Genomic DNA, 19,185 nt, shown 5'->3' with positions numbered 1-19,185 from the left:
TAAATACAGAGATCGCTAAATGCTGATTCTCTGTTCCTGCTGCAATTTATCTTGTTTTACAGAGATAAACTGCACATCTCTTTGTCGCATTAAACCGGCAAGTGAAATACCGTTTAAAAAATCTGAAATTTGTGAGCTTAGGTCGCCCCACAAAGAATGTGTCAAACATCGAGAGCCACTTTGACAATTCCCCTTCCCTTGGCAACGTGTGGCATCAACGGACTCATCAACCGCTCGCACCACCATACCAACAGATATTTCGCCTGCATCAGTGCCTAACCTATATCCACCGCCCGGACCACGGACACTAGACACAAGGCCATTTTTTCTGAGTTTTGCAAAAAGTTGTTCTAGGTAGGATAGAGAGATCCCTTGGCGCTCTGAAATATCAGCTAATGGTACTGGGCCGTCGGTTGAATGCATTGCAACATCTAACATTGCAGTTACCGCATAGCGACCTTTAGAGGTAAGCTTCATTGCTACTACATCTCCCAAAAAAACATAGGCTAATTTCATCATACCCGAGTGTTTTAGTCAAGTATTTAACCTAGTGTTTTGGTCAAGTATTATAAGAACCAAGACAGGAATTAAATACCCCGTCATTTTACTGGGGTATTTAACCTGTTTATTGGTTAAGATTCAATTGAATTTTCAAGTAATAGCGCCCATTAATTTAGATAATGGGATCAAACTCATCTAATGTCTTCTGCCGTTTATGCGCAGCAGCTAACTCAGCTTCGCTAAACTCGTCAACTTCAAGTTCCGGTAGTTTCTCAGTGCACACTGTACCGCCCATAGTTTGTACTGCTTGGCAGACTTCTTGAACTTTAGAATCCATCAAATGCATATGGTCCAACATCTGTCCAATTGCATTGGCAACGGGATCAGGGTTTTCTGGTGCGACAGCGTAGGCATCAAAACCATATTTTTTGGCCATTTCGGTACGCCTTTCAGATTGCTCTTTAGACTGTGCAGAAGGACTCGCCACTGCTCGGCCAGGAATTCCAACAACCGTTGTATTAGCTGGAACATCTTTAACAACAACAGAATTAGAACCAACACGGGCACCATCGTTCATTGTTATAGGCCCTAGGATTTTTGCCCCAGCACCAATTACAACATTATTACACAACGTAGGGTGACGCTTACCAGATTGCCATGTAGTACCACCAAGAGTGACGCCATGGTACAAGGTACAATCATTGCCAATCTCTGCCGTCTCACCAATTACAACACCCATACCGTGATCAATAAAAAAACGATCGCCGATAGTGGCACCTGGATGGATTTCAACACCAGTTAACCAACGAGAAAATGTGGATAGTAGTCGCGCTAATAACCGCCATTTTTTCATCCACAGCTTATGACTTATGCGATGGATCCATATTGCTTGCATGCCAGGATAATTGAGTAATATCTCAAGAGTCCCATTTGCAGCTGGATCTCTGTGGTAAATAGACGCTATATCGTCTTTCAGTCTGGCAATCACACCCATGCTGACAACTTCCTTTTACTTTTCGTTTGACTCTTTCTTAGCGACGACTTTATCTACAGAGGTTAAAATACCACGCAGGATATTCATCTCTTGACGCTCAATTCTAGCGCGGCTAAATAAACGACGCAGTTTAGTCATCACTTGCCCAGGATGTTGTTTAACAATAAAGCTGGTCGATAGAAGCGTTTTTTCCATATGTTCAAAAAAGTTTTCACGCTCTTTTGAAAATGGATATTCAGTCTCTTGTTCAACAAAACCTTCAGGTTTATTGTTTTCAAACTCTTGTTTTACATGTGCAAGATGCGCCACACGCGCCTCATAACAAATAATCTGAACTGCCTGCGCCAAGTTAAGCGAGGTATATTCAGGGTTTGCAGGGATCGCAACATGATAGTCACAGCGTTGTAGCTCTTCATTTGTTAGGCCGTTATTTTCACGCCCAAAAACAATCGCAACAGGACCTGTGAGTGCAGAATCAACCAGTTTTTCACCCGCTTCTCTTGGCTCAAGCATTGGCCAATCGAGCGTACGGCTTCTGGCACTAGTTGCAATAACTAAACTACAATCAGCTATCGCTTCTTCAACAGAGTCGACTGTGATTGCATGTTTTAAAATATCTGAAGCCCCTGCAGCTAATGCCACAGAATGCCCATCTGGAGCCACTTTTGGCTCGGCTAAATATAAAGTAGAAAGCCCCATGGTTTTCATAGCACGGGCAGTTGAACCTATGTTCCCAGGATGGGATGTACCGACAAGAACGACGCGAATATTGCTGAGCATGAAATTACTTATTTTTTGTGAGAGGACACTTGAAAAATATTTTAACACATGGATGCAGGGTTTACTTATACAAAAATCAGCATTTGATATATTCGCAAAAATGCGTATAATTCGCCTCCGATAATTTATATCTGTTCTTTTACATCCAGGGGATTTGCAATGCTTCCAATGCATACTATTGCTGTGCGCGCCGCTCGCGCTGCCGGCCAAACGATTTTACGCGCTTATGCAGAACTAGACCGCGTTGAAGTAACGACTAAAGGCGTTAATGATTACGTTACTAACGTAGATAAAGAAGCTGAAGCTGCAATTACCTATCAGATCCGTAAGTCTTACCCAGACCACACTATTGTCGCTGAAGAAGGCGGCGAGAACAGAGGCACTAACAAAGATTACGTTTGGATCGTTGACCCTCTGGATGGCACTAACAACTTCGTTAGAGGTATTCCTCATTTTGCTGTTTCTATTGCGATGCAATACAAAGGTAAAACTGAAGTTGCCGTTGTATACGACCCTATTCGTGACGAACTTTTCTCTGCTGTTCGCGGTAAGTTTGCAAAGCTAAATGATTTCCGTATTCGTGTTAAGTCAAAAAATGACCTAAGCGACAACATCATTGCTACTGGTTTTCCTTTCAAAGCAAAACAACACACTGAAACTTACATGAAGCTTTTTGCTTCTACGTTTGAGCAATGTGCTGATCTTCGCCGTGCAGGTTCTGCAGCGCTAGATCTTGCTTACCTTGCAGCTGGTCGTGTTGATGGATTCTTTGAAATTGGCCTTAAGCCATGGGACATCGCTGCGGGTGATTTGATTGTTCGTGAAGCAGGCGGTACTGTGACTGACTTTACCGGCAACCACAACTACTTAGCATCAGGTAACATTGTTGCAGGTACGCCAAAAACAACTATTTCTCTAGTTAAGTCATTCCGCCCACTATTGAGCGAAGCACTTAAACGTTAATGCGTAAATGATTAACAGCTTGTAGATTATTTGGACCTATATTAAAAACCGCCTCATTGGGCGGTTTTTTTATGCCTGCAGTTTAAGCACTATTTTCTCAAATATCACATTCCCCACACCACCCCAGCGCCTTGAAGCCCAAACAACAGCCAGAACTTAACAATAAAAACAACAAGTGTGAAAAAAGTCACACCCGCAATATCGCATTTTAGTAAATTACTGATATCCTGATTTAAAAGGCTTCATTAGGATAAATGATGGAAAAGAAATACCGCAAATATGGTTTGATAAGCATTAAAGCTGTTGAACATTTAGTATTGATGATCATTGCTATCGCCACTATCGTAGCGATCGGCCAAGAGATCTTACACATTTTTGAGGCTAGAGAAGTCGCTTTAGCTGATTTACTGTTGTTATTTATCTACCTTGAAGTATTAGCAATGGTGTCTCATTACGCCGAATCAGGCAAGTTACCCATTAGAATGCCGCTCTACATTGCGATTGTTGCACTTGCTCGTTATCTAATTTTGGACATGAAAGCCATGGATGACTGGCGAATTGTTGCCATTTCAGTATCCACGTTCATTTTAGCCAGCACTGTGATTGTTATTCGTTGGGGGCAATTGAAACTCCCTTACCCTCGTCGCAATGAAAATAGTTAGTCGTTAACTTAGCTTACGAGTAATAAAAAGGCTCAAAGTATAACTTTGAGCCTTTTTACATCCTAGCACCACGCCTATCACTTGGTCTTAGTGATTACAAATACGGTCAGCGGCAGTTTCTATGCCTTCGTCAGAGTGAATAAACTTACCTTTTGTCTCCAAAAAAGCAATCAGTTCGTCGGCATTCATCTCTTGTGCAGAGCAAGTGTGGTAATGCGCATCAGCGCCAAAAGTGCTAGACATCAGCTCTTTTAGTGCCGCTTTAGATAATGACTTACCATGTGCGAGCATAAGCTCCATAACTTGATGACCGTGGATTGAATCTGACATATCAATAACCTCAAAATTTAAGCTGCATATAATAAGCGCTTTATACCCGATCTATCAGCGTTAAACTTTGATCTAAACAACAGTGCAGTGCATCAAACTAAAAATGCATAAAAAAACCAGTCAAATGACTGGTTTTTTGTTCGTTGTTTAACTGTGACGACTAGTGTTCACCTTTCAACAACTCAGGTTCAATCAGTAGGCTATTATTCGCATCTGAAATCCAAATCTGACCTTCACAAATATTAAATTGCAGCGACATATTTTTACCAACGAACTGCCCAAGAGATTTAACTGCATCTTCAGGGATATTAGTAATACTCAGGTTATTATAGCGAGCAAAAGCAGCTTCGTTTTGTTTCCACCAAATCGGGACACTACGGCCACCATAAGTAATAAGCTGTACTTCTTTTGCACGCCCACACGCTTTGCGTAGCCATTTTTCATCACTTTGGCCAAACTCAATCCATAGATCAATTTCGCCTGACAAAGATTTATCCCAAAGTTCAGGCTCATCTTCTACACACATCCCCTTACTGAAGGTTAACGATTCACTGGCATGCATTGCAAAGGCTAATAATCTAACCATCATGCGTTCATCAGTCTCTGATGGGTGTTGGGCTAGCATGAGTTGATGATCGTTATAATATCCACGATCAATATCGGCAATTTGAACCGACACTTTAAATACTGTTGCTTTTAAGGCCATGAGATTTATCGACTAGAAATTTGTGGACGATTGTACCCTAATTTAGGCTAAAAAGGGCTAAAGCTTATTGCCCTGAAGCCACTCAGAGCAATAACTTACATCGAACCGGGCTTTAAGCATATTGCTTGTGGAAATAGTTCTTTAAGCATTTTAATTTCATCGGTTTCAGCAAACACAATGCAATGTTCACCACGCTGAAGCGCACCAGTAATGAGCATTTCATTCCAACGACTATTGCGCTCGGCATCGCGCCTAAGTAATTCGTTTACATCATGGGGTAGATTTTGCTTACTAAAGATAATATCTAGCTTTTGAAAGTATGGCATTGCAGCTATTGGCAACAACTCCGCTTTGACTTTGGGATCTAGCAGTATCAACTCACCCATTGCAGCCTGCAATGTAAAGCTATCTTGATAGTGTTTTGCTGTTTGCTGGTCAAACCGAGATTGATTTAGCTTAAAAAAACGCTCCCAAAATAAACGTCTTTGCTTAAAAACAGGGAGTTGTTCTTGAACTTCTTGGCGTCGCTCTGCAATAAAATCAAACAACGGTGTGATTGACTGTGGTAGCCAAGACTCTAGTCGCGCTCTAAGTTCGCGCGCAAACACCGGCGCGGCACCCGCTGTACTAATGGCGATTTGTAGGCGGCCACGATCTATAATCGATGGGGTAATGAAACGACAAAAGCGCGGGTTATCGACAACATTAACCCAAATATTGCGCTGTTTAGCCAAGTTGGCTAATTGCTCATTGAGTCCTTTGTTAGCTGTAGCGAGATAAATCAGGTCCCATTGAAGTATATCTTCCTCGCTAATAGCTCGCTGAAATAGGCTGATACGACCTTTGCCATGGTAAGCTAACACTTCCTCACTCACATCTTTTGCAATTACACAGATCTCAGCGTCTGTACGACTGAGTAGGTCAAGTTTACGACTAGCAACCTCACCGGCTCCTACAATCAGCACTTTTAAAGATTGGGTATCAACAAACAATGGGAAGTACTGCATTAAGCTAAACAACCTCTAAAAGGGAAGACAAAGAAAGTAATAAAGAAATATATCAATGTACTATGGTAGGTGAAGTCATCACAACTGAGTATGACCTCAGTAAAAGTGGGCTAGCGTCTTAACCGCAGCTAGCCGCGAATTCAACAATGATTAAAGGATAACGTTTCAGTTCAACCTTTAGCCAGCGGCAATTGTAGATCGACCCAAGCTTTGAAACCGCCAGCGAGTGAAACAACATGAGTGTATCCCATAAGCTGCAAATTGTAGGCTGCCATAGCTGAACGATAACCACCACCACAATAGAGCGCTAATGGTGTTTGTCGATCTGGAAAGTGGGTTTCGATATCACGCTCGATAATACCTTTACCTAGGTGTTTAGCCTGAGGCAGGTGGTGCACACTCCACTCATGGTCTTCCCTAACATCTATTAACGTGTATTGTTGATTTGACTGATATTGCTCAACAGTAATTTCAGTAATATGGGGCAGAATACTTTCGACTAAAGACTTAAAGGCTTCATTATGTTTCATTAGCTATACTTCTCACTTTTTTCGGCACTACAATTCCAACAAAGCTCAAAACTAGACTCATTAGCTTCATGGCAACTGACACACTTCCATTGTGGCTGCTCAGCATTAAGTAAATCCATCTGTTTTTTAGCCACTTGATAATCGGGTTGTGACACCCAAAGTTCTACATTTTGAATTCCCGTCGGTAATTCGCCCACGCCACCTAATAGTGCTTCACCTTTAAGCTCAACCGCTATGCCACTTGATTCAAGCATGCCTTTCCAAGTATGCGCCTCTAACAAGTTACCAGCTGCAAGTAACTGCATTTTACCATCCATGTTATTTCCTACTGCAATGGCTCTATCAACAAAGGTTATTATTCACACCATCCATATGGTGTAAATCGAATACTGTTCCTTTATGACTACATCAACGTGCATCAAAATTGGAATATATGCTACTGCTAAAACACCACGACTGTCGAGAGGTTAATTTTCATTCAACACAAAGCACTACAATAAACCAAAATTACAGATTTAATATGCCTACATCTACGAATATAGCAGCCATTAAAACAAAAAAGCCACCTGAAAGGTGGCTTTTTTTAAATCAAATTGATGACCTAAGGCATCAATGTATCTTGATCTGCGCCCTCTTTTTCAATCTCAACTGGCATCATATGTTCACGATTGATCCCAAGTCTAATCGCTAAAAAGCTAGCAACGTAGATTGAAGAGAAAGTACCGACAAATATCCCCATTAGCAATGCGGTTGCAAAACCATGGATCATAGTGCCGCCTTTTAAGAACAGCGCTATAACCACAACCAAAGTGGTCGCCGTTGTAATAATTGTTCGGCTCATTGTCTGAGTGATCGAAGTGTTAACCACCTCTTTCGGTGTGCCTTTACGCAATTTAAGGAAGTTTTCACGAATACGGTCAAATACAACAATCGTATCATTAAGTGAGTAACCGACTACCGTTAACAATCCGGCCAAAACCGTAAGGTCAAATTCAAGTTGGAATACTGAAAACACACCTAGGGTAATAATTACGTCATGGCCTAACGCCGCAACTGAACCTAAAGCTAAGCGCCACTCAAAGCGGAAAGATACGTACATTAGAATACATATCAACGCGACAATCACTGCCAAACCACCTTGTTCAGCGAGCTCTTTACCCACTTGTGGCCCAACAAACTCGACACGCTTTTGGATAACACTTGGGTCAAGCTTGGTAACTGCATCCATCACATCAGCAACTTGCAAGTCACTCTTATAATCTTCCTTAACAGGAAGACGAATAAGAATGTCACGGCTAGAGCCAAAGTTTTGCACAACAGCGCCAGCACTTGCTTCTGATGTCAATCCAGCACGAATAGCATTTAAGTCGGCAGGGTTGTTAAACTCAAGTTCAACAACAGTACCACCAGTAAAATCTAAGCCCCAGTTAATACCTTTAATCGCTAGAGAGCCTAGCGAAGACAGTACTAGTACCAAAGATAATAAACTAATCGGTACAGCGTGACGCAGAAAGTTAACGGAACCTTTGATATTTAAAATCTGAAACATTTCAACGTCCCCTTAAATAGATAGTTTCTTCACGCGCTTACCACCCCAGATCGCGTTCACAACTGAACGAGTTCCGACAATAGCGGTAAACATAGAAGTGGCGATACCTATCATTAAGGTCACCGCGAAGCCTTTCACAGCCCCTGTACCAACAGCAAACAAAATTAACGCTGTCATAAAGGTAGTAATGTTTGCATCAGCAATGGTTGAAAACGCATTAGCATAACCTTCATGAATCGCTTGCTGAACACTACGTCCATTACCCAGTTCTTCACGAATACGTTCATAAATAAGTACGTTACCATCAACAGCCATACCCACTGTTAACACCATACCGGCAATACCAGGCAAGGTTAAAACAGCGCCAGGGATCATTGACATCACGCCCACAACCATCACTAAGTTAGCCGTTAACGCAAGGTTAGCAATTAAGCCAAAGCCACGGTAATAAATCATCATGAAGATAAGTACAACAACCAAACCCCAGATCATTGCTTTCATACCGTTGTCGATGTTCTCTTGGCCTAAGCTCGGGCCAATAGTACGTTCTTCAACTATATAAACAGGCGCAATTAACGCACCAGCACGAAGCAACAATGCTAAGTTTTGTGATTCTGCATGACCAAGACCGGTGATAACGAAGTTACGACCAAGACGGGCTTGAATCGTTGCGACTGAAATAACTTCTTCAATCTTCTTCATTTTCACGCTGCCATCAGGGTTCTTATCTCCGGTATCTTTATACTCAATGAATAAAGTCGCCATAGGGTTACCTATGTTGTCTTTAGTCACATTAGAGAAAATAGAACCACCTTTAGAGTCTAAGTTAATAGACACTTGCGGACGGCTGTACTCATCGTAGCTTGGTTGTGCACCTTGGATGTGATCACCGGTCAGCATAACCGCTTTTTTGAGAACAACATGACCACCAGAGCGACGCTCGTAAACTTCAGAACCAGCTGGTACACGACCACTCACAGCCGCTTGTGTATCAGCATCTTGATCAACCATATGGAATTCAATAGACGCTGTCGCACTTAAAATTTCTTTAGCACGTGCAGTGTCTTGAACACCTGGAAGTTCAACAATAATACGCTCTGCGCCTTGGCGTTGAACGACAGGCTCAGCAACACCTAATTCATTGACACGATTACGCAGAGTTGTAATGTTCTGTTGTAGCGCTTCTTCTTTGATCTGTTTTAAATAAACATCACTTGGATTAGCGATAAGAAAGAAATCATTGCCAGCAGAGCGTTCAGTAAACACCATTTCAATGCTGCGAGATTTTAAAAAGCTCTCAGCCTTCGCGAGTGTTTCTGCATCACGAAACTTGATTTCAATGCCTTTAGCGCCATTGCGGATCCCCGCATAACGAATTTTTTCAGCACGTAAATCAGTTCGGTAATCTGCAACCTTAGCCTCAGTCATCTTACGAATGGCTTCACCCATGTCGACTTCCATTAAGAAGTGAACACCGCCACGTAAATCAAGACCAAGTTTCATAGGCGAACCGCCCATTGACTCTAACCATTCAGGCGTTGCAGGCGCTAAGTTAAGTGCTACAGTGAACTTATCACCCAGCGCTTCAGCAATAACTTCTTTAGCAACCAGCTGGTCTTCACTATTAGTCACTCGGACTAATAGCTGGCCATTTTCAAGCTCAGCACGCTTAACAGAAATGCCTTTATTTTCGAGAACATCGTTAACAACCGTCATGGTTGACGCTGTTACATCTGCTCCACGAGTTGCAACCACCTGCACTGCATGGTCTTCACCAAAGAGATTTGGTATCGCATAGAATGCACCTATAGCGATAACCATCATCACCATTAGGTTTTTCCACATTGGATATTTATTTAACACACCATCGCCCTCTTGGCTTAAAGTGACTTAATAGAGCCTTTTGGCAATACTGCCGCGATGTAATCTTTTTTAATGGTGATGTCGCTAGTTTCGTTGATAGTCAACAATACGTAGTCATTTTCAGCACTGATTTTAGCGATCTTACCTAAGATCCCACCGCTGGTTAGCACTTCATCACCTTTGCTCAAAGAGCTCATTAGGTTTTTATGCTCTTTAACACGCTTTGACTGCGGACGGAAAATCATAAAGTAGAAAATAAGGCCAAAGATGACCAACATGAAAATCAGTTCCATAGTACCGCCAGCGCCGCCTACAGGTGCATCTGCTGCATGTGCATTTGAAATAAACATAGTTCTCTCTTCTTATAGTCTTAGTAAAAATTAATCGGTTAATTCAGGAACTTCAGGTACTTCCCGGCCTTGGCTGGTATAGAACTCTGTAACAAAGTCGTCTAATGTACCTGTCTCAATCGCGCCACGCAAACCTTCCATTAATTTTTGGTAGTAACGAAGGTTATGGATCGTGTTTAATCGAGCGCCTAGAATTTCATTACAACGATCTAAGTGGTAAAGGTACGCCCGTGAGTAGTTTTTACAGGTATAACAATCACACTTTTCATCGAGTGTTGCGGTGTCATCACGATGGCGTGCGTTACGGATCTTAACAACGCCTTCGCTAGTAAATAGATGACCATTTCGTGCATTACGCGTTGGCATAACACAATCAAACATATCCACGCCGCGACGTACACCTTCAACTAAGTCTTCAGGTTTACCGACGCCCATCAAATAGCGAGGTTTGTCAGCTGGGATTTTTGGACATACATGCTCAAGTATGCGGTGCATGTCTTCTTTCGGTTCACCAACAGCTAAGCCACCAACAGCGTAACCATCAAAACCGATCTCAACGAGTCCATCTAAGCTTTCGTCACGTAGGTCTTCATAAACGCCACCTTGAATAATACCGAATAACGAGTTCGGGTTTTCAAGTCTATTAAATTCATCACGTGAACGTTTTGCCCAACGCAAAGACATCTGCATTGATTTACGCGCTTCATCTTCAGTTGCTGGGTAAGGTGTACATTCGTCAAAAATCATTACCACGTCAGAACCCAAAGAGTTTTGGATTTGCATGGACTTTTCAGGATCCAAGAAAACTTTTTCACCGTTAATCGGTGAACGAAAATGTACGCCTGCTTCAGTAATTTTACGAATATCACCCAAGCTGAATACTTGGAATCCACCGGAATCGGTCAGAATTGGACGCTGCCAGTTCATAAAGTCATGCAGATCACCGTGCTTGCGCATGATCTCTTCACCTGGACGAAGCCACAAGTGGAAAGTGTTGCCAAGCAAAATATCTGCGCCAGTTGCGCGAACTTCTTCAGGTGTCATACCTTTAACAGTACCGTAAGTACCAACAGGCATGAACGCTGGCGTTTCAACAGTGCCACGTTCAAATATTAAACGACCGCGACGTGCGCGACCTTGGGTTTTATCTAATTCAAATTTCATAATTCACCTCGCCAGAGAAACAGTCTGACCTGAGTTAACTCGATATCGAGTTGTTAATTAAACTAGAGATAAGGGCAAACACTGAAGTATCAACCCTAATCCCATAAATATGCACAAAATGAGGACAAAAAAATACCCACCCATTTATGTAGGCAGGTATTTTAAAGCATATTGAATTTTTAGTTCGCTTTTTTGGTCACAAACATGGCATCGCCATAGCTAAAGAAGCGGTATTTTTGAGCAATCGCGTGCTGATAGGCGTTTTTTACTTCATCATAGCCAGCAAAAGCACTTAACAGCATAATCAAGGTCGATTCTGGTAAATGGAAATTGGTGATCATGGCATCGACCACTTGAAACTTATATCCAGGGTAAATAAAGATATCGGTATCGCCACTGAACGCTTCTAGGTGAGTTGCCGAAGCTTTAGCTGCGCTTTCTAAAGAGCGCACTGAAGTCGTCCCTACGGCAATAACACGGTTGCCTCTAGCTTTAGTGTCTGCAATAAGGTCAACCACATCTTGTGATACTTCGGCCCACTCAGAGTGCATTTTATGGTCAAGTATATTATCGACTCGCACTGGCTGAAAAGTTCCCGCCCCAACATGCAAAGTAACAAACGCTGTATTAACACCTTTCTCTTTTAGGCACGCAAGCATTGCATCATCAAAATGCAATCCTGCTGTTGGTGCAGCAACCGCACCGGGAGTTTGGTTGTAAACCGTTTGGTAGCGCTCTTTATCAGCATCGTCATCAGGTCTGTCGATATATGGAGGAAGTGGCATATGTCCGACTTCTTCCAGTACTTCCAAAATTGTTTTGTCAGATTGCAGCTCTAATTCAAAAAGTGCGTCATGACGAGCACACATTTTCATTTTGTAATCAGCGTCTAAACAGATGATGTTACCGACTTTAGGGGATTTAGAACAACGAACATGCGCTAATAAGCGTTTGTCATCGAGCATACGCTCAACCAAAATTTCGACCTTACCACCTGATTCCTTTTTACCAAACAAACGAGCAGGAATAACTCGGGTATTGTTAAATACCATTAAGTCGCCAGGCTGCACTTTTTCAACAATAGCAGTAAATTGCAGATCAGCGAGTGCGCCACTGTTACCGTCCAACGATAATAGTCTTGAAGCGGTACGCTCAGGTGTTGGGTAACGAGCAATCAGCTCATCAGGAAGTTCGAAAGAAAAGTCTGCAACGCGCATGGATAGTCTCTACTGTCTTGAAATCGGCCGCTAGTCTATGACTAGAGCAAAATAAGATCAACATTTGTAGGACATTTAAGTCGTTTTATTCCCCGATAAAGAGACTAAAACGACTCTTAAGAATCTGCGATTGAACTAAGTTAAACTGTTTTCTTGCTCTATTTCTGTTTTATCAGTGCGCACAGGGGTCTTTATATCGAAATCTTCTTTACGATAGCTGTGTTGCTCGTAAGGAATGTTAATATCGACTTTTTTACGTTGTGGTTGCCTCGTACGAGTCCACTTTTTTGAAAACCAGTTCCAAATCATCCTTGAACCTCAAACCTTTAATAGACTAATAAACATACATTAAACGATACGCATCCGTGAAGTAAAATTCATTAACTAAACAATTTTTAATAAAGAATTTCCTTCGCATCGCGCTGCATGTTACCGTGAAAGCATGCATATCACAAAGTATAAAATATGAACTTCCTCGCACACTTACATTTAGCGGACATCAGTCATACCTCGTTAGTCGCTATTCTTGCTGGTAAATTCGAAACCGGTGATATAGACAATACACCTAAGCACTTGCAACAAGGTTTATGGCTACAACGCCAAATACAACATTTAACAGAAACTCATGAGCTTACCAAAGAGCTACTACAAAAGTTTCCGAAATCACTCGCACACGCGGCGCCGACTATTATTGATGTTTGTTTTGACCATATGCTGGCTAAATATTGGGATGAATACCATCATCAGAGCCTCGAAGATTTTTCGGCTAACGCATTTAGTGCTATTAATGCCTGCAACGATCTTCCCCAAGAGCTACTTTCGTTAGCCACACAAGTTCAGCAAATAAATGGACTCGTTGCTTGCCAAAACCGCGCTGGACTCAATAAAGCATTAGCATCAGCGGCTCAACGTGCGGCTAAGCCTGAAACTTTCAAAGGGGCTGAAGAGTGTGTTAAAAAACTTGATATTGAAATTGAAATTGCCTTTAGAACTTATTACCCACAATTGATGGCCTATACCCGCCTTTGGACTCGAAAAACTCCGGCAGAGTATCTTTAAAACGAGTCTGTGATTAAGCATGCGTTATTGTTATCCGGTGGTTGTTTAACCATAACGCCTTGCTCAAGTTCTAGCTCTAGCCCTTCCCTTTACCATTTTGTGTAATTGTCTGTTCAAGGCTTATTCAGTATTAAATACTCCATTGAGTCAATTGCCGTTTGTTGTCGCACTATATTTTGTTAGAATTGTTCCGCAACAGGAGAATTCATGCAAATATTTACCTATCAGCCACCTAGAATCCCTTGGTTAGACATTCGCTATTTTGACCGCGACATTATTATTGTAAATAAACCTTCAGGTTTACTTTCTAATCCAGGAATAGCCAAAAGTACTCATGATTGTGCACTAACTCGTCTTCAACAGCGCTTCAAAGATGCCATATTGGTTCACCGCTTAGACTGTGCCACCTCTGGGATCATGGTATTTGCACGCAATAAAAAAGCTGAATCCAGTTTAAAAACACAGTTCCAAGATCGGAAAACTCAGAAAACCTACATTGCTGAAGTGGTCGGGCACCTTAAAGAGCCTAGCGGAGTGATTGATAAATCACTTATCGCAGATAAAGCTAATCCACCATTGCAGCAAGTGAGCGAGGGTGGCAAAGCCGCAATAACTCATTATCAAACCCTTGAGGTAAGAGCCAATAGTACTTTACTCATGCTCAAACCTATTACGGGTCGAACCCATCAATTAAGGGTGCATATGTTAGCGATTGGTCATCCTATTTTAGGCGATGATTTTTATGGTGAACAACATGTTATTGAAGCGGCTCCTAGACTTAAACTGCATGCGAAAACCTTGAGTTTTATCCACCCATACACAGCTAAAAGCATGGCGTTTACGAGTCACTGCTCTTTTTAATTATTCGGTTGGCAAAGGGGCGCAGCCCCCTTTGTTAATGGATAACCCAATGTAGCGACAAAAGAACTGGCTGCTCTGGTGTTATTTAAAGATGTTGGGAGAAAAAAACCATTTATCAGCCAGCTACCGCTTGGTAGTTCACAAACTTGGGTGAAGCAAATGGAATTTAAGTCGAAATATAATTGAATGCCATACGACTTATACTGGGGCTATTGTGGCTTTAGTTGCTGTGTAATAACAGCCTTCAGAGTGACAAAAATGCAGTTCATTACTTGGCGTTAACAGAAAATAATCTCCAAAAATATTCCCGCCTTTATCTTCAAGTTTCAAACCTTCGGGTGTCACTTCAGACAGCATTTCATCTAAACTATGACAACCATCGTTATACCGCGTCTCCAGATAGAACACATCGGCTTGTTTAAAAATGGTTATGTTATCACCCTGCAATGGTCTTTCGTCGACCCAGCGCCCCACGACTTCTCGCTCGCTTATATCGATTCCTTTCCAAAATAAACGTTTTCGATTTTCGACTACAGATTTTTGCATTCTTTTAAGCTTTAATCCGACGTCAATGTGAATAACTTCATTTGCTTCATTACGTATTACAGCCATTAACACCAGCTCCTCAAAACAAACAAAAATTATAAAATCAGGCAGGTATAACAATTGTTAGATAATCTGCTTAATTAGCATTATTACCAAATATCGCACATAGTAGGTATTCATGCGATATATGTAACTTTCTATTCATTATTTTAGTAAACAATCACGAATATTCAAGACTTATAATGGGGTCAACAACACCATACAGCTGCCAGCCTGAAAAGTGAGCAAGTGACGTGTTTAATGCTATAGTCATCTGCACTACGAATACATAGTGCTTGGTATCAACTACATAGGACAGTTTATGAAACTTGATCGTAGACTATTTTTGAAGTCAGCTAGTCTCGCCGCGGTTAGCCTGTCTCATCCTAGCTTAGCAGCGTCACTCAATCCCATTTCAAAACCTCAACAATTTGATCCTTCAGTGATAGGACTCACTGTCCCTGAGATAAACATTGTAAGGGTAGCCGTTATTGGCGTTGGTGACCGCGGCACGCACTATATTAACCAGCTTTTAAATATTGATGGTGTCAGCATAACCGCGATATGCGATACCGACAGCACTGCGCTTGACAAAGTCATGGAGCAATTTAGCCAGCGTGATCTGAAAGCTCCGGATCGATTTACCGGTAATGAGCAAACCTACCTTGATTTGCTCACTAAAAATGACATTGATATCGTTATTATTTGCACGCCTTGGGAATGGCACGCCCCGATGGCAATAGATGCAATGGAAAGTGGCAAGCACGTTTTAGTAGAGGCTCCTATGGCACTAAGTGTTGAGGAGTGCTGGCAAATCGTGAATACCAGTGAGAAAACCCAGAAGAACTGCATGATGATGGAAAGCATTAATTATGGTCGAGATGCGTTAATGGTACTCAATATGGTTCGTAAGGGGGTACTCGGAGAGCTATTGCACGCTGAAGCAAGTTATAACCTTAAACTACACAAGCATATGCAGCAACTGACTCCCAAAATGGGAAACCTTGATAGATACAAAAATGTAAAACTAAATGGTAGCTACTACCCTACACATGGCTTAGGCCCGGTTTCGCTATATATGGATATTCATCGTGGTGACAGATTCGATTACATCACAGCAATGACATCGCCTAGCTCACCCTCTTCAAATCAGGATAACAGAGAGCAACAACATCCCCTTAAAGGGCTTGACGTTAACATCAACACCAGTCTAATAAAAACTGTAAAAGGTCGCACAATCATAATCAACAACACGGTTAATCACGGCTCTGCTAGCTCTGTGCAAACAGCTCCGCACAGCCGAATACAAGGAACAAAAGGCAGTTATATTAGCTCACCAAATCGAATCGTACTGAGCAGCAACACCAATGAGCAATATTTAAATACGTTTAACTGGGAACAAAAATATCAACACCCTCTTTGGCAGCAGTTAGACAGACAAACTAAACACCATTGTTTATCGCATAACATGGATTTTTTAATGCTTTGGAGAGTGGTGTATTGTTTAAGAAACGGCGAGCCACTTGATCAAAATGTATATGATGGCGCGGCGTTATCGGTTGTGAGCATTCTCAGTGAAATATCTATCAGCAATCGCAGTCACTCGGTTAACTTTCCAGACTTTACACGTGGCCAGTGGCAGACATAACCAAAGCGTCAAACCATTTGCTGATTAAACGCAAAAAGCCCTGCTATATAATTGCAGGGCTTTTGTTTTATCTAAATATATACCAGCGTTATTTTCTTTCGGCAGCTTCGCATGCTGCGGCAGTAAAGATAACGTCAGTCGAACTATTTAAACCAGTTTCAGCAGAATCTTGAATGACGCCAATAATAAAGCCAACAGCAACCACTTGCATTGCAACATCATTGGAGATCCCAAACAAGCTACAAGCGAGTGGGATCAATAACAGTGAACCGCCAGCAACACCTGATGCACCACAAGCCGAAACGGCTGCAACTACACTTAATAATATTGCGGTCAGGATATCAACTTGAACGCCTAACGTGTTGACTGCAGCAAGTGTTAATACCGTAATAGTAATCGCCGCACCACCCATATTAATGGTTGCACCAAGCGGGATAGAAACCGAATAGGTGTCTTCATGCAAATCTAACTTTTTACACAATGCCATATTCACTGGAATGTTCGCAGCACTTGAACGAGTGAAAAATGCAGTAATTCCACTTTCACGTAAGCAAGTGAACACTAACGGGTATGGATTACGACGAATTTTAAAGTAAACAATTGCAGGGTTAACGATTAAAGCGATAATCGCCATCGCCCCCAGAAGTACCGCAAGTAATTGAGCATAGCCTGCAATAGCTGTAAAACCTGTTGCTGCAAATGTTGTCGACACTAAACCAAAAATACCAATAGGTGCAAGACGGATGATAAAGCGCACCATTTGCGAAACACCGTGGCTAATGTCAGCAAACACTTGCTTGGTGGTGTCACTCGCATGGTGTAAAGCAATACCAAGACCCACGCCCCAAGCTAAAATACCAATGTAGTTACCCGTCATTAAGGCATTAACTGGGTTATCAACCACTTTGAACAACAATGTATTAATCACTTCACCAATCCCTTCTGGCGGTGTCGCGCCTTCTGCACCGGCAACTAAGATCAGTGTGGTCGGAAATGCAAAGCTCATTAATACTGCGGTTAACGCAGCGCAAAAAGTACCAAGCAGATAAAGCACCACTATTGGGCGCATATTGGTTTTAGCATTCTTTTTTTGATTCGCTATCGAAGCGGCAACAAGAATAAACACCAAGATAGGCGCGATTGCTTTTAGCGCACCAACGAACAGCTCCCCTAAAAAGGCAACACTTTCTGCGCCACTTTTAGAAACTGTCGCTAATACAACACCAGCAACTATGCCGGCGAGGATTTGTAGTACCAAACTGCCATTGACTAACTTCGACAACAGTGATGTTTTATGATTCATTACTTAACCTGTGATTATAATTTTTAGTATGTATCAATTTGATTTATGGGTTTGCAGTTAAAACTGAAACCTAAAATAAATTTCATCTTCCTTCAATAGTGTTTTTATCGGATGCGACCATAGTTGTCTACCTTTGTCAGGCATTTAGTCTGTTATATTACCCTCATGCAGCATCTTGCTAACATGCTACTAAACATTAACGATAGCGTTTACTGTATTAGCGCCTCGCAACATAGCGTCTATAAGTTCGTGGGCATCAAACTTGGTCAGCGCTTCGTTCGCACCAACTTGATGAGCTTGACTGACACTTATTTCACTCGATAATGAGGTATGTAAGATAATGTATGCATCCGCAATAGCCGGATTATTTTTAACTTCAAATGCCAATTCATAACCATCAAGGCCCGGCATTTCGATGTCACTCACTAAAATATCAATTGCTTGGCCACGTTGTTCACATTGCTTCATAATTGTTAAAGCATCTTGGCCATCGGCAGTAACTTGGTAAGGTATGTTAATACTATCAAGCGCATCCGACAGTTGCTTTCGGGCAACCATGGAGTCATCAACCAATAATATATTCATTGGTTTTAATCGCTCTCGCTGCACATCTGTTAAAATTGCTCTCAACGTTTCTGGGCTAGCAGGAAACACTTTAGACAATAACAATTCAACATCAAGCAATTGCACCAATTGTTGCTCAATACGCGTCACCCCAGTCAAAAATGCATTCTTACCTAAGTTATTAGGTGGAGACTCAATGTCACGCCAATCACACTCTATGATTTTATCGATAGAACGAACTAAAAAGCCAATCACCATACGCTGGCAATCAGTAATAATGATGTAGCTACTTTCAAGCTCTTGGTCCGTTATGGGGCGAAAACCCACCGCTGCAGCCATGTCAACGATAGGAATAGTTGCGCCCCTAATCGTTGCGGCGCCTAAAATAGTTGGATGAGAATGCGGGATAGCATTCAAAGGGGTATAAGGGACTAGCTCTCTCACTTTCAATGTGCCCAGTGCAAATAACTGAGTATGCGATAGCTTAAATAATAAAAGTCCTTGGGACTGTTTTGCCTTACTTTTCATTAAATTGCCATCTCTTTATAT

At 41.9% G+C, this 19,185-nt stretch carries 22 protein-coding genes; 5 read left to right on the top strand and 17 right to left on the bottom strand.

Translation table 11 applies throughout. The annotated features are described in order from the left end of the window. Window positions 1-15: 15 nt before the first annotated feature. From iscR to trmJ, 3 genes are all read right to left on the bottom strand, one after another. Complete coding sequence (iscR, locus tag RGE70_RS06425) at window positions 16-477, bottom strand: Fe-S cluster assembly transcriptional regulator IscR (protein WP_310470676.1); 462 nt, start codon at window positions 475-477, stop codon at window positions 16-18. 196 nt (window positions 478-673) lie between these two features. After that, window positions 674-1,495: a serine O-acetyltransferase gene (gene cysE, locus RGE70_RS06420; protein ID WP_310470675.1), complete on the bottom strand. Its 822-nt coding sequence runs from the start codon at window positions 1,493-1,495 to the stop codon at window positions 674-676. A gap of 15 nt (window positions 1,496-1,510) precedes the next feature. After that, window positions 1,511-2,275 (bottom strand): tRNA (cytosine(32)/uridine(32)-2'-O)-methyltransferase TrmJ, encoded by a 765-nt coding sequence (gene trmJ, locus RGE70_RS06415; protein WP_310470674.1) that lies wholly within the window; start codon window positions 2,273-2,275, stop codon window positions 1,511-1,513. A 159-nt stretch (window positions 2,276-2,434) separates the two neighbouring features. On the opposite strand from trmJ, the gene suhB reads away from it, so the two are divergent. Next, window positions 2,435-3,238, top strand: a complete 804-nt coding sequence (gene suhB, locus RGE70_RS06410) for an inositol-1-monophosphatase (protein ID WP_310470673.1) — start codon at window positions 2,435-2,437, stop codon at window positions 3,236-3,238. Between the two features lie 257 nt (window positions 3,239-3,495). Further along, entirely contained in the window at window positions 3,496-3,900 is a 405-nt protein-coding gene (locus RGE70_RS06405; RefSeq protein ID WP_310472938.1) for a phosphate-starvation-inducible protein PsiE, read from the top strand. A gap of 87 nt (window positions 3,901-3,987) precedes the next feature. On the opposite strand, the gene RGE70_RS06400 is transcribed toward RGE70_RS06405, so the two are convergent. From RGE70_RS06400 to RGE70_RS06350, 11 genes are all read right to left on the bottom strand, one after another. Beyond that, window positions 3,988-4,230 carry a YecH family metal-binding protein gene (locus RGE70_RS06400; protein ID WP_310470672.1) on the bottom strand — a complete coding sequence of 81 codons (243 nt, stop codon included), beginning with the start codon at window positions 4,228-4,230 and terminating at the stop codon, window positions 3,988-3,990. Window positions 4,231-4,390: 160 nt separating this feature from the next. Continuing rightward, window positions 4,391-4,936 (bottom strand): YaeQ family protein, encoded by a 546-nt coding sequence (locus RGE70_RS06395; RefSeq protein WP_310470671.1) that lies wholly within the window; start codon window positions 4,934-4,936, stop codon window positions 4,391-4,393. Between the two features lie 95 nt (window positions 4,937-5,031). Next, a complete protein-coding gene (locus RGE70_RS06390; protein WP_310470670.1) occupies window positions 5,032-5,943 on the bottom strand; it encodes a precorrin-2 dehydrogenase/sirohydrochlorin ferrochelatase family protein in 912 nt (303 codons plus the stop codon). A 170-nt stretch (window positions 5,944-6,113) separates the two neighbouring features. Further along, window positions 6,114-6,473, bottom strand: coding sequence for a rhodanese-like domain-containing protein (locus RGE70_RS06385; RefSeq protein ID WP_310470669.1), 360 nt, complete (start codon window positions 6,471-6,473; stop codon window positions 6,114-6,116). Next, window positions 6,473-6,790, bottom strand: coding sequence for a putative signal transducing protein (locus tag RGE70_RS06380; protein WP_310470668.1), 318 nt, complete (start codon window positions 6,788-6,790; stop codon window positions 6,473-6,475). The genes RGE70_RS06385 and RGE70_RS06380 overlap by 1 nt, the downstream gene beginning before the upstream one ends. A 284-nt stretch (window positions 6,791-7,074) precedes the next feature. After that, complete coding sequence (gene secF, locus RGE70_RS06375; RefSeq protein ID WP_310470667.1) at window positions 7,075-8,022, bottom strand: protein translocase subunit SecF; 948 nt, start codon at window positions 8,020-8,022, stop codon at window positions 7,075-7,077. Window positions 8,023-8,034: 12 nt separating this feature from the next. Next, window positions 8,035-9,885, bottom strand: coding sequence for a protein translocase subunit SecD (gene secD / locus RGE70_RS06370; RefSeq protein ID WP_310470666.1), 1,851 nt, complete (start codon window positions 9,883-9,885; stop codon window positions 8,035-8,037). A 17-nt stretch (window positions 9,886-9,902) separates the two neighbouring features. Further along, window positions 9,903-10,235, bottom strand: a complete 333-nt coding sequence (gene yajC / locus RGE70_RS06365) for a preprotein translocase subunit YajC (RefSeq protein ID WP_310470665.1) — start codon at window positions 10,233-10,235, stop codon at window positions 9,903-9,905. A 30-nt stretch (window positions 10,236-10,265) separates the two neighbouring features. Then, window positions 10,266-11,399, bottom strand: a complete 1,134-nt coding sequence (gene tgt, locus RGE70_RS06360; RefSeq protein WP_310470664.1) for a tRNA guanosine(34) transglycosylase Tgt — start codon at window positions 11,397-11,399, stop codon at window positions 10,266-10,268. Between the two features lie 179 nt (window positions 11,400-11,578). Continuing rightward, window positions 11,579-12,616, bottom strand: coding sequence for a tRNA preQ1(34) S-adenosylmethionine ribosyltransferase-isomerase QueA (queA, locus tag RGE70_RS06355; protein WP_310470663.1), 1,038 nt, complete (start codon window positions 12,614-12,616; stop codon window positions 11,579-11,581). Between the two features lie 135 nt (window positions 12,617-12,751). Then, window positions 12,752-12,925 carry a hypothetical protein gene (locus RGE70_RS06350; protein WP_310470662.1) on the bottom strand — a complete coding sequence of 58 codons (174 nt, stop codon included), beginning with the start codon at window positions 12,923-12,925 and terminating at the stop codon, window positions 12,752-12,754. Window positions 12,926-13,081: 156 nt separating this feature from the next. On the opposite strand from RGE70_RS06350, the gene RGE70_RS06345 reads away from it, so the two are divergent. Both RGE70_RS06345 and RGE70_RS06340 read left to right on the top strand, forming a co-directional pair. After that, window positions 13,082-13,675 (top strand): ACP phosphodiesterase, encoded by a 594-nt coding sequence (locus tag RGE70_RS06345; protein ID WP_310470661.1) that lies wholly within the window; start codon window positions 13,082-13,084, stop codon window positions 13,673-13,675. Window positions 13,676-13,882: 207 nt separating this feature from the next. Continuing rightward, on the top strand, window positions 13,883-14,536 hold the full coding sequence (locus RGE70_RS06340; protein ID WP_310470660.1) for an RluA family pseudouridine synthase: 654 nt from the start codon (window positions 13,883-13,885) through the stop codon (window positions 14,534-14,536). A gap of 198 nt (window positions 14,537-14,734) precedes the next feature. Here the strand turns inward: RGE70_RS06340 and RGE70_RS06335 are convergent, their stop codons facing one another. Continuing rightward, complete coding sequence (locus tag RGE70_RS06335) at window positions 14,735-15,148, bottom strand: hypothetical protein (protein WP_310470659.1); 414 nt, start codon at window positions 15,146-15,148, stop codon at window positions 14,735-14,737. A gap of 295 nt (window positions 15,149-15,443) precedes the next feature. Here RGE70_RS06335 and RGE70_RS06330 point away from each other — a divergent pair, with 295 nt between their 5' ends. Then, a complete protein-coding gene (locus RGE70_RS06330) occupies window positions 15,444-16,769 on the top strand; it encodes a Gfo/Idh/MocA family protein (RefSeq protein WP_310470658.1) in 1,326 nt (441 codons plus the stop codon). Between the two features lie 88 nt (window positions 16,770-16,857). Here the strand turns inward: RGE70_RS06330 and sstT are convergent, their stop codons facing one another. Together sstT and RGE70_RS06320 are read right to left on the bottom strand one after the other, a co-directional pair. Further along, on the bottom strand, window positions 16,858-18,072 hold the full coding sequence (gene sstT / locus RGE70_RS06325; RefSeq protein WP_310470657.1) for a serine/threonine transporter SstT: 1,215 nt from the start codon (window positions 18,070-18,072) through the stop codon (window positions 16,858-16,860). A 189-nt stretch (window positions 18,073-18,261) separates the two neighbouring features. Next, the gene (locus tag RGE70_RS06320) at window positions 18,262-19,164 is read right to left on the bottom strand and encodes a chemotaxis protein (protein ID WP_310470656.1); all 903 of its coding nucleotides are present in this window, start codon (window positions 19,162-19,164) and stop codon (window positions 18,262-18,264) included. Window positions 19,165-19,185: the final 21 nt, after the last annotated feature.

This window comes from Shewanella youngdeokensis, from assembly GCF_033180165.1.
Taxonomy (GTDB): Bacteria; Pseudomonadota; Gammaproteobacteria; order Enterobacterales; family Shewanellaceae; genus Shewanella; species Shewanella youngdeokensis.
Note: the sequence above shows the minus strand (reverse complement) of the source record. Positions and strands in the feature narration are given on the sequence as shown.

Coding starts and splice junctions, on each gene's coding strand:
- queA (WP_310470663.1), bottom strand. CDS start 12,616: ATGCGCGTTGCAGACTTTTCTTTCGAACTTCCTGATGAGCTGATTGCT.
- secF (WP_310470667.1), bottom strand. CDS start 8,022: ATGTTTCAGATTTTAAATATCAAAGGTTCCGTTAACTTTCTGCGTCAC.
- suhB (WP_310470673.1), top strand. CDS start 2,435: ATGCTTCCAATGCATACTATTGCTGTGCGCGCCGCTCGCGCTGCCGGC.
- RGE70_RS06340 (WP_310470660.1), top strand. CDS start 13,883: ATGCAAATATTTACCTATCAGCCACCTAGAATCCCTTGGTTAGACATT.
- RGE70_RS06350 (WP_310470662.1), bottom strand. CDS start 12,925: ATGATTTGGAACTGGTTTTCAAAAAAGTGGACTCGTACGAGGCAACCA.
- RGE70_RS06335 (WP_310470659.1), bottom strand. CDS start 15,148: ATGGCTGTAATACGTAATGAAGCAAATGAAGTTATTCACATTGACGTC.
- iscR (WP_310470676.1), bottom strand. CDS start 477: ATGAAGCTTACCTCTAAAGGTCGCTATGCGGTAACTGCAATGTTAGAT.
- RGE70_RS06390 (WP_310470670.1), bottom strand. CDS start 5,943: ATGCAGTACTTCCCATTGTTTGTTGATACCCAATCTTTAAAAGTGCTG.
- trmJ (WP_310470674.1), bottom strand. CDS start 2,275: ATGCTCAGCAATATTCGCGTCGTTCTTGTCGGTACATCCCATCCTGGG.
- cysE (WP_310470675.1), bottom strand. CDS start 1,495: ATGGGTGTGATTGCCAGACTGAAAGACGATATAGCGTCTATTTACCAC.
- RGE70_RS06320 (WP_310470656.1), bottom strand. CDS start 19,164: ATGAAAAGTAAGGCAAAACAGTCCCAAGGACTTTTATTATTTAAGCTA.
- RGE70_RS06330 (WP_310470658.1), top strand. CDS start 15,444: ATGAAACTTGATCGTAGACTATTTTTGAAGTCAGCTAGTCTCGCCGCG.
- RGE70_RS06345 (WP_310470661.1), top strand. CDS start 13,082: ATGAACTTCCTCGCACACTTACATTTAGCGGACATCAGTCATACCTCG.
- tgt (WP_310470664.1), bottom strand. CDS start 11,399: ATGAAATTTGAATTAGATAAAACCCAAGGTCGCGCACGTCGCGGTCGT.
- RGE70_RS06395 (WP_310470671.1), bottom strand. CDS start 4,936: ATGGCCTTAAAAGCAACAGTATTTAAAGTGTCGGTTCAAATTGCCGAT.
- RGE70_RS06400 (WP_310470672.1), bottom strand. CDS start 4,230: ATGTCAGATTCAATCCACGGTCATCAAGTTATGGAGCTTATGCTCGCA.
- RGE70_RS06405 (WP_310472938.1), top strand. CDS start 3,496: ATGGAAAAGAAATACCGCAAATATGGTTTGATAAGCATTAAAGCTGTT.
- yajC (WP_310470665.1), bottom strand. CDS start 10,235: ATGTTTATTTCAAATGCACATGCAGCAGATGCACCTGTAGGCGGCGCT.
- RGE70_RS06380 (WP_310470668.1), bottom strand. CDS start 6,790: ATGGATGGTAAAATGCAGTTACTTGCAGCTGGTAACTTGTTAGAGGCG.
- RGE70_RS06385 (WP_310470669.1), bottom strand. CDS start 6,473: ATGAAACATAATGAAGCCTTTAAGTCTTTAGTCGAAAGTATTCTGCCC.
- sstT (WP_310470657.1), bottom strand. CDS start 18,072: ATGAATCATAAAACATCACTGTTGTCGAAGTTAGTCAATGGCAGTTTG.